At 53.0% G+C, this 14851-nt stretch carries 13 protein-coding genes; 11 read left to right on the forward strand and 2 right to left on the reverse strand.

The window, feature by feature from the left end; translation table 11 throughout:
* Positions 1–210: 210 nt before the first annotated feature.
* On the forward strand, positions 211–2913 hold the full coding sequence (locus tag C2U54_RS10485) for a cation-transporting P-type ATPase (protein WP_442786164.1): 2703 nt from the start codon (positions 211–213) through the stop codon (positions 2911–2913).
* Between the two features lie 40 nt (positions 2914–2953).
* On the opposite strand, the gene C2U54_RS10490 is transcribed toward C2U54_RS10485, so the two are convergent.
* On the reverse strand, positions 2954–4075 hold the full coding sequence (locus tag C2U54_RS10490) for a YbdK family carboxylate-amine ligase (protein WP_103178567.1): 1122 nt from the start codon (positions 4073–4075) through the stop codon (positions 2954–2956).
* Between the two features lie 147 nt (positions 4076–4222).
* Between C2U54_RS10490 and C2U54_RS10495 the strand changes: the two genes are divergently transcribed.
* From C2U54_RS10495 to C2U54_RS10520, 7 genes are all read left to right on the forward strand, one after another.
* A complete protein-coding gene (locus C2U54_RS10495) occupies positions 4223–4717 on the forward strand; it encodes a GNAT family N-acetyltransferase (protein ID WP_103178568.1) in 495 nt (164 codons plus the stop codon).
* Between the two features lie 44 nt (positions 4718–4761).
* Complete coding sequence (locus C2U54_RS10500; RefSeq protein ID WP_103178569.1) at positions 4762–5007, forward strand: YmjA family protein; 246 nt, start codon at positions 4762–4764, stop codon at positions 5005–5007.
* Between the two features lie 95 nt (positions 5008–5102).
* Positions 5103–5591, forward strand: coding sequence for a cold-shock protein (locus C2U54_RS10505; protein ID WP_103178570.1), 489 nt, complete (start codon positions 5103–5105; stop codon positions 5589–5591).
* A gap of 225 nt (positions 5592–5816) precedes the next feature.
* Positions 5817–6530, forward strand: coding sequence for a GNAT family N-acetyltransferase (locus C2U54_RS10510; protein WP_103178571.1), 714 nt, complete (start codon positions 5817–5819; stop codon positions 6528–6530).
* Between the two features lie 359 nt (positions 6531–6889).
* A complete protein-coding gene (locus C2U54_RS10515) occupies positions 6890–7297 on the forward strand; it encodes a hypothetical protein (RefSeq protein WP_103178572.1) in 408 nt (135 codons plus the stop codon).
* A gap of 701 nt (positions 7298–7998) precedes the next feature.
* Positions 7999–8139 (forward strand): hypothetical protein, encoded by a 141-nt coding sequence (locus tag C2U54_RS27450; RefSeq protein ID WP_180210385.1) that lies wholly within the window; start codon positions 7999–8001, stop codon positions 8137–8139.
* Positions 8140–8490: 351 nt separating this feature from the next.
* The gene (locus C2U54_RS10520; RefSeq protein ID WP_103178573.1) at positions 8491–8643 is read left to right on the forward strand and encodes a Hok/Gef family protein; all 153 of its coding nucleotides are present in this window, start codon (positions 8491–8493) and stop codon (positions 8641–8643) included.
* A gap of 280 nt (positions 8644–8923) precedes the next feature.
* On the opposite strand, the gene C2U54_RS10525 is transcribed toward C2U54_RS10520, so the two are convergent.
* A complete protein-coding gene (locus tag C2U54_RS10525) occupies positions 8924–9280 on the reverse strand; it encodes a nuclear transport factor 2 family protein (RefSeq protein WP_103178574.1) in 357 nt (118 codons plus the stop codon).
* A 569-nt stretch (positions 9281–9849) separates the two neighbouring features.
* On the opposite strand from C2U54_RS10525, the gene C2U54_RS10530 reads away from it, so the two are divergent.
* The 3 genes from C2U54_RS10530 to pgaA all read left to right on the forward strand — a co-directional run bounded on the left by C2U54_RS10530 (position 9850) and on the right by pgaA (position 14851).
* Positions 9850–10593, forward strand: a complete 744-nt coding sequence (locus tag C2U54_RS10530; RefSeq protein WP_103178575.1) for a Slam-dependent surface lipoprotein — start codon at positions 9850–9852, stop codon at positions 10591–10593.
* A gap of 37 nt (positions 10594–10630) precedes the next feature.
* Positions 10631–12061, forward strand: coding sequence for a surface lipoprotein assembly modifier (locus C2U54_RS10535; RefSeq protein ID WP_103178576.1), 1431 nt, complete (start codon positions 10631–10633; stop codon positions 12059–12061).
* Positions 12062–12448: 387 nt separating this feature from the next.
* A complete protein-coding gene (gene pgaA / locus C2U54_RS10540) occupies positions 12449–14851 on the forward strand; it encodes a poly-beta-1,6 N-acetyl-D-glucosamine export porin PgaA (protein WP_233210483.1) in 2403 nt (800 codons plus the stop codon).

The following is a 14851-nucleotide window of genomic DNA, read 5'->3' on the forward strand; positions in this document are numbered from 1 at the left end:
GGTTCCCTCTCGTTTAGTTTCGGTTTAGAAATAATTTGTAAAAATCGCTCTGGTGAAATGAGACGTTACCGGTTTAATGCCGCCGACAACAATAATAGTGCGATAAATTAATTTTCCTGACAACTCAATATTGTCGACAGATTTATAAAAGCAGAGATGGAATTCAGGCTTTTGCTCACCGCAAACTGAAGGAGCTGAAATATGACCAAAATGCACCACACCCAGACGCCGCCTCCTACCACGCCAGACATGGCCTATCAGCAGACCGTAGAGCAGACGCTTGCCGCGCAGCAGAGCACCGCGGCGGGTCTGAGCCGCGCACAAGCACAGGCGCGGCTGGACAAACATGGTCCCAACGCGCTGCCGGAGAAAAAAGCCAGACCGGCCTGGCTGCGTTTTCTGGCTCATTTTAACGATGTGCTGATTTATGTATTGCTGGCCGCTGCACTATTAACGGCAATAATGGGCCACTGGATCGATACCCTGGTTATTCTGGGTGTGGCGGTCATTAACGCGTTGATTGGTCATATTCAGGAAAGTAACGCCGAAAAATCACTGAACAGCATCCGGAATAAGCTCGCCAGCGATGCCCGTGTTATTCGTGACGGCGATCATGAAACAATACCCACAACTGAAATAGTTCCCGGGGATATTATTTTCCTGCGTGCCGGGGATCGTATTCCGGCCGATATGCGTTTAATTGAGGCACATAATTTACGCGTTGAAGAGGCTATTCTCACCGGCGAATCGACGGTGGTGGATAAACACACCCAGCCGCTGAACGGGGAATTACCGCTCGGCGACCGCACCAACCTGGTCTTCTCCGGTACCACGGTGAGCGCAGGCGGCGGCGTTGGGGTGGTCATTGCCACCGGCCAGGAGACCGAACTGGGCCACATTAACCAGATGATGGCCGGGATTGAAAAGCATCGCACCCCGCTGCTGGTGCAGATGGACAAACTCGGCAAGGCCATCTTCGGGATCATCATGGCGATGATGGCCGCGCTGTTCGTCTTTAGCCTGCTGCTGCGCGACATGCCGATCGGCGAGCTGCTGCTCTCTTTGATTAGCCTGGCCGTGGCGGCGGTGCCGGAAGGTCTGCCTGCCATTATCTCGATTATCCTGTCGCTGGGCGTGCAGGCGATGGCCCGCAAGCGCGCCATCATCCGTAAACTGCCCACAGTCGAAACGTTAGGAGCGATGACCGTGGTCTGCTCGGATAAAACCGGCACCCTGACCATGAACGAGATGACCGTTAAGGCGATCATCACCGCCGACAGCTGCTACCGCGTTGAGGGCGACAGCTATGCCCCGGAAGGCAACATCTCTCTGGAGGGCAGCGACGAGCCGGTGAAGATCCAGCCCGGTACGGTGCTGGAGCACTATCTGCGTACCATCGACCTGTGTAACGACAGCCAGATGATTCAGGACGAGCGCGGCCTGTGGCGTATCACCGGCGGGCCGACCGAAGGCGCGCTGAAGGTGCTGGCGGCAAAAGCGCAGCTGGCGCCGGTCACCACCACGCTGATTAACAAGATCCCGTTCGACTCCCAGTATAAGTACATGAGCACCCACTATCGGATAGGGGATGAGGAGCAGATCCTCATCACCGGCGCGCCGGACGTTATTTTCGCTCTCTGCGCCCGGCAGCAGACCCGTAACGGTGCCGAAGCCTTTAACCGCAGCTACTGGGAAGCCGAGATGGAGCGTTATGCGCGCCAGGGGTTGCGTATGGTGGCGGCGGCGTACAAACCGGCGAACGGTGAGCAGACCTTAACCCACGACGACCTCAGCCACGGCCTGATCTTCCTCGGTATCGCCGGGATGATGGATCCGCCGCGTCCGGAAGCGATCGACGCCATTCATGCCTGCCAGCAGGCGGGGATCCGCGTCAAGATGATCACCGGGGATCACCCGCAGACGGCCATGAGCATCGGCCAGATGCTGGGGATCGCCAACAGCGGCCAGGCGGTGACCGGCTCCCGGCTGGAACAGATGGATGATAGCGAGCTGGCACAAGCGGCGGTGGAGTACGATATCTTCGCCCGCACCAGCCCGGAGCATAAGCTGCGTCTGGTGAAAGCCTTGCAGGAGAAAGGTGAAATCGTCGGCATGACCGGCGACGGCGTAAACGATGCCCCGGCGCTGCGCCAGGCGGACGTGGGCATCGCGATGGGCATTAAGGGCACGGAAGTGACCAAAGAGGCGGCGGATATGGTCCTGACGGACGACAACTTCGCCACCATCGCCAGCGCGGTGAAAGAGGGGCGTCGCGTCTACGACAACCTGAAGAAGACCATTCTGTTTATCATGCCGACCAACCTCGCGCAGGGGCTGCTGATTGTGATTGCCCTGCTGGCGGGGAACATCATTCCCCTGACGCCGGTGCTGATTTTGTGGATGAACATGGCGACCTCCGCCACGCTCTCCTTCGGGTTGGCATTTGAGGCCGCCGAGCGCAACATCATGCGTCGCCCGCCGCGTCAGACCGGGCAGCACGTGATGGATGGTTATGCCGTCTGGCGCGTGGCCTTCGTCGGCACCCTGATTGCCGTCGCCGCCTTTGCGCTGGAAGCCTGGCTGGCTCCGCGCGGCCACAGCGCGGAGTTCATCCGCACCGTGCTGCTGCAGATGCTGGTCTGTGCCCAGTGGGTCTACATGATTAACTGCCGCAACACCGAAGGCTTCTCCCTGAACCGCGGTTTGCTGGCGAACAAAGGCATCTGGCTGGTGACGGGCGTGCTGTTGCTGCTGCAGCTGGCGATTATCTACCTGCCGTTTATGCAGATGCTGTTCGGCACCGAAGCGCTGCCGCTGCGCTACTGGGGTGTAACCCTGGTGACCGCGGGCGCAATGTTCTTCATTGTCGAAATCGAGAAGCGACTCACCCGCAGGTTCCGTAAGGCGGCATAACGTTTGCCCCTCTCCTTTGGGAGAGGGGGAAAGAGAGCGATTACGGACTCGTCGCCCACAGCTCGGCATGTTTTTGCACCAGAGAAATGAGCGAGCCGCCGTCGGCGATAAAGTCCCGCATGCGCTGCGCCTCGCTCTTCTCCTGTTTCAGGCTCTGGGCAATCTCTTCAATCGCACTCGACGCCCCGAGCTTTGCGGCAGAAGGCGCGACGCGCTCCAGCAGCCAGGCGAGATCTTCTGCAATGGTTTTCTGCTCCCCGGTATGGACGTCCGTCAGGATCCCCTCCAGCCCGTAGCGGCAGGCCTGAAAACGGTTAAAGCGGTAGAGCAGAAAATCCCGCTCCTGATGCTTGTAAGGCCGGGTGGTGAGCAGCCAGTGGGAGGTGGCCTGGATCAGCCCGGCGATATTGATGGCATGGGCGAGGGTCAGCGGCGTGTCCATCACCCGTACCTCTACGGTGCCAAAATGGGGGCTGGGGCGAATGTCCCAGTGCAGATCTTTAATGCTGTCGATCATGCTGGTATGGCTCAGGCGGCGGAACAGCCCTTCGAACTCCTGCCAGCTGTTGACCCACGGCATCAGGCCGTTATCCGGAAAGCCGGAGAAGATATTGAGGCGCGAAGAGGAGAATTTGGTGTCGGTACCCTGCATATAGGGCGAGCTTGCCGCCAGGGCGATAAAGTGTGGCACGAAGCGCGACAGGCCGTGCAGCAGGTAGATGGCGTCATCGCCAGTGCGACAGCCCACATGAACGTGCTGGCCGAAGACCGTGGCCTGCAAAATCAGATAGCCAAAGCGCTCCAGGGTGGCGTTATAACGCTCGTCCTCGCACACCTCCTGACGCTGCCATTTCTGAAACGGATGCGTGCCGCCGCCGCAGATCTGGATATGGTGCTCCGCCGCCGCGCGCAGGATACTCTGCTGCATGGCGGAGAATTGCGCCGCCGCCTGGTCGATGTTCTGGCAGACGCCGGTGGCGATCTCCAGCATGCTTTCGGTGATATCGTGCTTCACTTCACCGCTTTTGATGTCATCTTTCACGGCGGCGATCAGAGCGGATGAGTCCTGGCTCAGATCGTAGCCCGGCGGGTTGACGACCTGGAGTTCAAGCTCAATGCCGAGGGTGTAGGGTTCAGAGGATTTAAAATCGGGTAAAGGCATGGCGCACTCCGTTGTCTGTGATGAGTTGAGTATAGACAATGGGTGAAGTTCTCCCTTTCCCTATGGAACAGGCCCAGTCTACCTTGACGCTCCAGAGTCGTTATCGCTATTAATATTGGCCTGATTATTAACATTAAGGTGCAAGTAATGGTCTCATTTCGACCCCTGACAGAGGATAAGTATCCTGCTTATCTGGACTATTTTATTGATGATTATGCCGGGGAGATCGCCTCAAACTACGGACTCTCTCAACACGATTCTCTTGCCAGAGCGAAGCAGGAAATTGCTGAAATGCTTCCTGAAGGCGTGAATACGCATGGACACGTTTTACTCTCTCTTGTTGCGCCGATAGATCAGACCAACAGGCCTGTCGGTTATCTCTGGTACAAACCCGATACGATGATGCGTTCAGTGTTTATCTACGATTTTCATATTTTCACCTCTTGTCAGGGGGAGGGGCTGGGTAAACAGACTCTTCGCGTTTTTGAAGCGCATCTGCGCGAAAGGGGCTTTAAAGAGATCAGACTGCGGGTGGCAGGGGATAATGCCCGTGCCCGGCATCTTTACGAGACCAGCGGTTTTGGCATTACCGGAGTCAACATGAGCAAGTCTATTGTGGCGCCCGCGGAAAAAATATTGTGAGGATGCTAAAATCCTCGCAACAACTGACACCCTGAGGATAACGCATGAGCAACGACGTACCGATTAAATACTATGACATCGTGGATGAGTACACGACGGAAGCCGCCGAACCGGTCAACGAGTCAGAGCGTGATTCGCTGGCGCTCTATTTCCAGTTGCTGATCACTCGTTTAATGAATAACGAAGAGATCAGCGAAGCGGCGCAGACCGAGATGGCGGTGGAAGCCGGCATCAACACCCAGCGCATTGACGATATCGCCAATTTTCTGAACCAGTGGGGCAATGAGTAGTTCCTGCATGAAAGACATAGTCTGCGCAGGCGTTGTGCTTTACACTGCGCGCGGCAAAAACTGAGTTAGTAACGATTAATTAGGCGGTAACGGCAATGGCGATGAACGGAACAATCACAACCTGGTTTGCAGATAAGGGCTTTGGATTTATCAAAGATGAAAACGGCGATAACCGCTATTTTCATGTGATTAAGGTCGCCAATCCCGATCTGATTAAGAAAGATGCCGCGGTAACGTTTGAACCGACCACCAACAACAAGGGGTTGTCGGCGTATGCGGTGAAGGTGATCCCCGAGAGCAAATATATTTACCTCGATGGCGAGCGTCATAAGATCACCTCCATCAAATCTTACCTGGTCTACAGCGAAGAAGAGCCCGCCGAAACCCGGATTGATAAAGAGAACGGCGTGCTGTCGGTGAAGAGCCTGATGGGCAATATCGCGCCGAAATCAACGGCCAAAGCGGGCGAAATGCGCACGGTAAGAAAACTGGCTATCACCACCTTCCAGGGCAAAACCTTTATCTTCTCCGAAGATGAGATTGACCTGGACGCCACGGTGAAAATGCTCAAGAACCTGAAGTAATCTGCATCCTGCCGGGTAGCGGCTGCGCCTTACCCGGCCTGCAAACCAAAGCGGCGCGAAACGCAGGCACGTGCAAGCGCAGCGCCGTCCTCTCATCGACCTTCTCTCCTGATACATCGCCAGTATAAAGAATTATTTACGCGATTAACGCGCCCGGCAGTACTGTTATGCAGACAATCCTGTATTGTGAAATAACAAACCGTTAACAAAGAAGGGGGTAGCAGCGTGCCGGAGATGAATATCTGGGGACAGATGGTTAACGATCCTGTTCCCGGCTGGCAAGGGGCCAGTGTACTGGAGCGTGGGGTGCTGGAAGGGCGTTTTTGCCGCCTTGAGCCGCTGAATGCGCACCAGCATGCGAGCGATCTGTTCGAGGCCTACGCGCTGGGCGACGACAGCGACTGGACCTGGCTTGCCAGCAATCAACCTGCCAGCGTGGAAGAGACCGCCAGCTGGGTGCAGGGCAAAGTGCAGGATAAGGCGCTGGTGCCTTTTGCAGTGATCGATCGCCAGAGCGAGCGCGCCGTCGGGCTGGTCTGTTATATGGCCATTGAGCAACAGCTGGGTTCGGTGGAGATAGGGCATGTCACCTGGTCGCGCAAAATGAAAAACAGCCCGCTCGGCACAGAGGCGATCTGGCTGCTGCTGAAATATGGTTTTGAGCGAGGCTATCGCCGTCTGGAGTGGAAGTGCGATTCGATGAACATCCCCTCGCGCCGGGCCGCAGAGCGGCTGGGCTTTACCTGGGAAGGGCGGTTGCGCCAGAAGCTGGTGCGTAAAGGCCGTAACCGCGACAGCGATATGCTCTCCATCATCGATAGCGAATGGCCGGAGCGGGACGCGGCTCTGCGTGGCTGGCTGGCCGCAGATAATTTTGATAACGATGGACGGCAGATCAAACGCCTTGAGGCGTTTCACGCTCGCCCCGAAACGGCATAACAGTGAGTTTATAGCAGGCGCCCCTCTGAAAAGGGGCCCCTGCACCGTTTATTTTCTTTTGCCATTAACAATATTATTTATTCAGATTACTCCGCAATTAAAAGTATACATTTATTATCTTTAGCAGCCCGAATTAATACGCCTTATTATCACCCCGCTGGTATTAATTGCGCGGATGATAGCACTCAGCGGAAATAACCAACCTGTCTGTAAAACGTTCGTGGAGCGCAGCCTTTTCGGCTGGCGCAACCTTGTGCCGCGCGGTGAGGCCAGGCGTTTCTTTGTCGAAAGCCGTCATAATTCATGGTGATGTGAATTAATTATTAAATCCTTTACTTAATTGAAAAGAGAAATTTGAAATGGGCATAATTAAAAAAATTCTTCTGGCTATTGTCATCATTGCTGGCGTGCTGAATATCTCCAGACAGGCTCACGAATATGGCCTCGATATTGGCTTGCAGTTGCTGACAGTATTTATCATGAGTACCACTTTCCTGTGGCGCTGGGCGTCCGGCCACCTGCCACATATCGGGAAACCAGTCGCGATTACGATCATGATGGTAACCATGCTGATCGCGCGGGTAATTGTTGAGTATGCCATCGCCGATCTTCTGCACGTTGACCTGGTGGAGGTCATCCATACCAGCCTCAAATACAGCCCATGGCTCTGGCTGGCGATGTTCCTGGGTTCGGGTGTGAAGGTCTTTTTCTGGCGCTGGCTGTTTGCGGGCGTGCACCAAGAGAACAGATCGGATGTTACCGCCTGAGGGCAGGGCAGAAACCGGCGCGGGAACGCGAGCACGATCGTAAGGCGCGCTACAACCATCATCACCACCGTTAAACAGGTCAACCCACCTCTTTGGTGGGCATGATATCGTCCGGTTACCGCACTTTATGAGCCTTGACTCATTTGACTAAAGTCAAACTTTATTGACTTATTTAATTGTCTTAATAATGTTATTTAGTGACGGTTTTTAAAAAGTTGTTACTAGATAAAATAGTCTTTAACTAGTCTTTTGCTCTGGTTGAGTTTGACGGGGTTATCTGAAGAGTTCAGCTCAAACGCATAGGGTATCGGGTCATTCTCTCTGAGTATCACTCTCGTCAGGCACATAACGCTCTGGTGCGCCTGACATTTGCGCAATCCCGGTAAAGATGACCACTTTGACAATCATTGAAGTCTTCTTCATGAAGTCTAATCGCAAACATAATGTTCTGCGCTGCCTGTCTATTGTAAGACATATCATTTTCTTTCATTTGAAAATAATCTATCGATAAAGTCTTTCTGATTTAACACATCTTCAACAAGATATGTCTCAGATTTTGAATATTGACATGTTTTAAGCAGACTTTCATATTTCAGGACATGAAATAACTGCATGCTTAAGACGGAGGGAGTGTGGAGAAAATCAGAAGTTATCCATCAAAGCGCAGACCGCGAGGTGAAAGTAAAAATGCCCGGTTAACCATGCTGAGCGCACGTATCGATGATGAGCTTTGTGAATACGTGCAGGCCACCGCTTACGAAACGCGTAAAAGCAAACAGGACATCATCGCAGAAGCCCTGATGCTTCATCGCCAGCACTATCAGCTTAACCCTGGTAACTGAAGCACGCCTCAGCGTACAGGTTCGTCAAACGAAAAAGGTTGTACAGAATGAGGTTTCTACGCTTCTGGCATGATTGCACCTTGCCCGGTGATGACGTCGATGTAACCCACTTCATGCCAGCATCTAAACGTTTTCTGAAAAAGTAATTTAACTGGATAAATAACCAGTGGAAAGGAGGTTTTTTCACCGGTACGAGCGTAGTATTGCAGCGGGTGCCTGATGCTTTCTGAGCTCAGGCAGGTCTGGAGATGCAGAAAGCAAAAGCCCCGGAGATGTTTCCATCAACCGGGGCTACCACTCCAAACCCAGACAATTTGGATGGTAGCCTCTTCTTAGCAAGGAGGCAATGACATGCTTAACAAGTACGCCTTTTGGGCGATCCTGGTGCTGGCTTTAACTGTGCTGGGCGTCACGTTTCTGGTTCGCGAAACGTTATGCGAGCTGAGCTTTAAGGAGCGTGATGTGGAAGTGAAAGCTGTTCTCGCTTACGAAATGAAGAAGTAGCGGTATGCGGGGAGCAATCCCCGCTTATCCGGTTGTCGGTTTGGTACAGGCACCCGTTTTTTTGCCCCGTCTGGCGATGAGCCGGACGGGGCATTTTTATTTCAACAGCGTTGTAGCATCCATCTTAAGGCAAGTCTCTATTTTCGGACGGTTTGTTGAGGTTTTGGGGGATAATATATAAATGCCTTCCGACCTTTTATGCGGTGCTTAATATGGCGTTATGTCAATTAACCTGATGTCACGTCCGCTATGAGCGAGGAGCGGACGTTGCATCTTGCATCTAAACGCGCTTTAACTCAGGCGTTCCCTGATGGAATATCAATTGCCATTGGCCATTGCCACTCATTTCCCAGCATGAGGAACGAAGAGAGGCATTACTGCCATCTGGATCAAAAGTTCTGTAATGCAATATGGCGAAATTTTTTCTAACGATGATAAGTCTAAAGTCGTCACTGTGAATTATTGGACTTTTATCTTCAGTAGAAAGTGCCTCTATTGTTTCTGCCCTATCAACTAACATGCCAGATCGCGTTATCTCTCGAAATTCCTCATGAAGTATCTCTTCAAGCCATTCCCGATCGTTCCGCTTGTCATCATGAAGAGAACATTCGAGACTTTTTAATCTCTCAAGGAGCATAGTATTGTCCTTATTACATTGGGCCATTAACTTTTAGGACAATGAACGCTGGAAAGCAACATCCGCTCCTGACACAAAGCGGACCATTATAAATTTTCTGATGCAGGCGGTAATCGCGACTTTTTCAGGCTTTCCACCTGCAATGCAACCTATAGAACTCTTCAGTCTTAGGGCTATATCAGCACCGCTGAACGCATCGCCCTCTTTTGCATGGCCGTAACAGAGCAGACTGATTCCTCTGATATCGGGTTTAAAAGACGTTCAGGATTGTTCCATTAAAAAACGTAAAAACCTGAGTTGCATTATTTGTAATAGGCAGAAGAGAGGATGAATAAGGGCACATAATGAAGCGTGCGTGAAAAAACGCTAATTCATCCCCTTAAGTTAAATTAACGCCAATTAACAGAGCCCCAGGCGAGACATTGTGTAAGTGGTTGTTAAGATTAATCTTAGAATGAACGGCGATAAGGACTAATCATTAGAGATGCTAAATGTTTTGGCGTAAATTCATTCGCAAAAATTATGTTACAAATCCTGCGAATTTATTCACAACCAAGGACGTTTAGCGTATGGGGATTTTAAAACCTGGTTTATTACTGACCGCTTTTGTGTTGACTGCATGTGGTGGTGGTAGCGGCGGGGGTGGTGGTGGTGGCGACAGCACGCCTCCGGTAACCACTGCGCCTGTGCAAACGGATAACGGCAATACGGGTACCACCCCGGAAACCCCTGCCACGGCACCGGTCAGCCTGACCACCGGCGGTACCCTTTCTGGTTGGACCTACACCACCCCTGAGGGCCGTGAATATGTTATGCGCGGCACCGGGATCTCTGCGGGCCTGGTGCAAACCCAGCGGCTCACCCGTGACGACCGTTCCCCGGTCTCCTCAACGTCATGGTGCTGTGGCCGGATGAGTTACACCACATTCGGTACCTGGACACAGTATGAAAAAGGTCAGCATGAGGTCTTCTACACCGGAGATGCCACGCTCGCGGCTAACGTGCCAACCCAGGGCACTGCGACCTATGTAGGTCACGGTATGCGTGAAAATATCCTGAGCGATGCCAGCTTTAACATTGATTTCGCCGCGAAAACCATCAACGGCACTATTGCCGGCAATGATACCTTTGGTAGCGAAATTGCGATGCAGGGCAACATTGCCAACGGTGGATTCACCGGTAATGCGCAATCCGGCGGGCAGGCGGGGACCTTCACCGGACATTTCAATGGTCCAACAGCTGAAGAGTTAGGCGGTCTGGCGCAGTTTGCAGACACGACTAAAAACGCATCCTTTGGCGCGACACGTCAATAAAACGTTTTCCGGTCAGCCAGGCTGACCGGACCTTCAGATGGTAAGCCTTTCTATGAATATTTTGCGTACTGGCGCACTGAGTTTGCTCTGCCCGCTCAGCGTTGCGTTTGCTGCGCCGCCGGAAACCGACTCAATTCCTGCAGCTCCCCACCTTGAACGACTGACCACGCCGGACAAGCGCACCGGGCCTGGCGATAAGACGCTGCATGTTACCAATGCGCAACTGGCGGAACAGCCAGAGCTGGCAATGGCGATGCTCGATCAGGCCATTCGTGAAGAGAAGTGGCCGATGGTTCGTGCCATTTTACCTGTCTATGCGGCCTCACCCAATCCGGATTCAACCCTGATTCATTTTGCAAAAGCCGGTCTGGCGCGCAGTCAGGGGCATTATGCAGAGGCGATCGAACACTATCGCGCTATTCTGAGCAGGCATCCTGACTTTGCTGCGGTGCGTCTGGATTTAGCGCGGGCCATGTTTGAAAATCGTCAGTTTGACGCGGCTGATTATCAGTTTCGTCGGGTATTACAAAGCAATCCGCCTGAGAATATTCAGCAGGTCATTGCGCAATATCTTGAGCGCATTCAGCAAGGCAGCGCATTAACGGGTTCCTTCAGCGTGAGCTATCTGAATGACAGCAATGTGAATAATGCGTCATCGGGTAAAACCATTCGGGTTGGCGATCGTCTTTTTATTCGTAATAAAGAGAGTTTCCCTCAGCGCGGGGAAGGTTTCTGGTTCAATGGCGCATTACAAAAAGATGTTCAACTCTACGATCAGCATGGCTTGCGATTTATTGGTACGGTAAACGGTAAGAGTTACTGGAATAACCATGATTTTGATGATATTACCACCCGCGCTTATGCTGGCTATCAATGGCGTAATTTCCGACAACAATTCGCCCTGTTACCTTTCTATGAAAAAAGATGGTATGGCACCGAGGCCTATTCTTCTGGCCCTGGCGTCCGCGCCGAATACAGTTATTTACTTACGCCCACCTGGCAGGTGAGTCAGGCGCTGGAATATCAGAAACTGGATTATGATAATGAAGATTATCGATTCCTGCACGGGCAAAATCGTTACTCCTCCACAACCCTGTCCCATGCCTTCAGTAACCGGGTGTCAGGGTTTGCCGGCTTCGATCTGCTCGATCAGCAGACCTTCACTCGCAGTGAATCTAACCATCGGGTAGGTTTACGCAGCGGGGTGCAGGTGGATATGCCCTGGCAACTCTCTTTTGCCGCCACCACGGCCATTGCCAGACGCAATTACCAGGCCGACAGTGATATCTTCTCGACGCGACGGAAAGATAACGAACAGATCTATAATCTCTCGCTCTGGCATCGCGACCTCTATTTCTTTGGGGTGATGCCGAAACTGAATTTCACCTGGAAGCAGGTCGACAGCAATATCGATTTCTATGATTATCGACAGAGGAATGTCCTGCTATCGCTGGATAAGAATTTTTAACAGACGTTTACCAGGCCATTTTACTGAGTGTGCAGAAGAAGTCTGATACGAAAGGGTGAAATTAAGATGAAAAGCACGCTTCGGCGTGTTTTTTATTTTATGGATTGGTAAAACTTCAGCGTGGCTGCTAACTTTTTTGAGCGGCGTTCAGGTCCTTTTTTTAAAGCAAATAGTCTTTTATTGAATAATGATAAATACGAATAAAGTATGAGATTTTAAATTTTTCGGTGCTTTTTAGTTTCTTGTTTAGCTATTGCATTTTCGTCATCTTTTAGCCATGAAAAAATGAAAGGCTCATGTTAAAACAGAGATAAAGGGATAGCTATGCTCAGAGTTTCCTGCCCCTCTTGCGTTATTAATCCCTTGCGTTCGGGACGATATTTATTAATGGTGAGCATGTTATTCCCGACATGGGTATACGCTGAGATGTCGACCTACGACGAGCTTATTATTCAGGCGCGGGATGGTGACCGCCAGCCTTTATTGCAATACCTGGCCGTTCGGGAAAAGGAGACGCAGTTAACAGCGGGAGAGATTGCTGACTGGCTTCAGGTTTCCTCATGGGCTAATAATGATGCGGAGACGCTGGCGGTATGGGAGCGTTATCGCCAACACATGGCCATCCCTGCCAGAGGGCAGGTCGCTGCCGCCCGCGCGCTGCGTAACCAAAAGCAGTGGAATGCCTCGCTGGCCGTCTGGGAAAGCGTTCTGCAAGATGAACCCGGCAATAGCGACGCCCGCACCGGCTGGATAATGACGCTCGCAGATGCCCATCGCAACGAGCAGGCCGTCACCGAAGCCCGGCGCTGGGCAGACGAGGAGCCGGGGCCAGAGAGAGAGGCCCTGCTGGCTTATGTTTATCATGCTCAGGGGAAAAACTGGGATTCTGTACTGGCGGCCAGCCACCTCGATACCGATTCAGACCGCAACAAAAACGTGGTGCCCACGCTGTTGGCTGCGATGTCGGCCAGCCGCATTGCGGGCCCTGCGCTGACCCTTTCAGAGCGCTTTCCGCAGCCTGATGCCATTAAACGTCAACTTGAACTGGATGCGGCGGCGCAAACCGTCCGCGCTGCGTTCACGCCCACCCGCAATGAAGATGAACGATTTCTGGTGGCAGATAAAGCCCTGGCTCGCTATGACGCGCTGATTGCCGCATGGGAACACCTTCCCGAGGCGCAAGCTGATGTGCGACGCGCCAGAATTGACCGGCTGGGGGCGCTGGTTATTCGTAAACGCATGGCGGAAGCGATCGCCGAATTTGAATCGCTTGAGGCGAACGGAACGCCCGTGCCTGACTACGCCAGAAGATGGGTCGCTTCTGCCTATCTTGCGCAGAAGCAGCCGGACAAAGCCGAGTCGCTGCTTGAAAGCATCTATTTTCCGCGTGGCTCGACCCTGGCATCCACGCCGCTGACTATGGACGATCAGCAGGAACTGCTCTATGCCCGTCTCGATAACAACCATTTCGACGAAGCGAAGCAGCAACTGGATGACTACAGCAAAGAGAGCCCTTACCTGCGAAAGATCTATGGCTCTCCTACGCCGCAGCCCAATGACAACTGGCTGCTGGCCAGAACCTTACAAACCGAATATCTGGTGGCCGTTAATGATTTGCCCGCAGCCGAGAAGCATGCGGAGCGGTTGGCGCGCACAGGATCGGGTAACCAGGCACTGCGTATTGCCTATGCCTCAGTGCTGCTGGCGAGAGGATTACCGCGTGCCGCAGAGGGCGAACTTAAGCTTGCTGAAGTCATTGAACCCAGCAACCTGGCGCTGGAAAGGCAGCAGGCATGGACGGCCATGGAGCTACAGGAGTGGCAACAGGCCGAGGAACTCACAAAAGATGTGGTCAGCCGTAGCCCGGATGATGCCGCCACGTTGCAGCTTGAACGACTGATGGCGGTGCATAACAAAGCGGAACTGCGGATAGCCGGATCTCAGGGCATCTCATCCGACAATCCGGTCAGTGGCAAAGATGATTTTACCCTCAACACTGCGCTTTATAGCCCGCCTGTTAACCAGAACTGGCGGCTGTTTACCGGCTACAACTTTGCCCGCGGCGAGTTTGAGGAGGGGAAGGGAATAAGCCGGGACCTGCTGGCGGGCGTGGAATGGACCTCAAGGAATAGCTGGGCCGAAATGGAGATCTCCGGGCGCAACGATAACACCGATCAGAAAATCGGCGGACGCCTCTCCGGCTGGTACGATTTCAGCGACAACTGGCGGGTCGGAGGCTCGGCGGAGCGGTTATCCCGTAACACGCCGCTGCGTGCCCTGCGCAATGGGGTAAACGCCAACGGTGGCGATCTGTGGTTACGCTGGTATCAGAACGAACGACGGGAATATCAACTTTCCCTTTTCGGTGCCCATTTCACCGACGGCAACGATCGCCTGGAGTATGGCATCAGCGGTAAAGAACGCCTCTGGACGTCGCCACGTTTTACGCTGGATTTTATCCCTGGCATCGGCGGCAGCCACAACAGCAAAGAAGATGTGCCTTATTACAACCCCAAACGCGATCTTTCGGCAGTGGCAGGGCTGCGTGCCGAACAGGTGCTGTACCGCCATTACGACACGGTCTGGAAGCAGCAGTTTGAAGCGGGGGCGGGCAGTTACTGGCAAAAAGGGTACAGCGCTGGGGCCATCAATCAGTTTGGTTACGGGCAACGTATTCAATGGAATAACGTAGTGGATGCCGGGGTGAAACTGACCTGGGATAAGCGTCCTTACGACGGGAAGCGGGAGCGCAATATTGCCCTCGCATTTGATCTGAATGTCAGGTTTTAA

Source organism: Leclercia sp. LSNIH1 (genome assembly GCF_002902985.1).
GTDB lineage: Bacteria > Pseudomonadota > Gammaproteobacteria > Enterobacterales > Enterobacteriaceae > Enterobacter.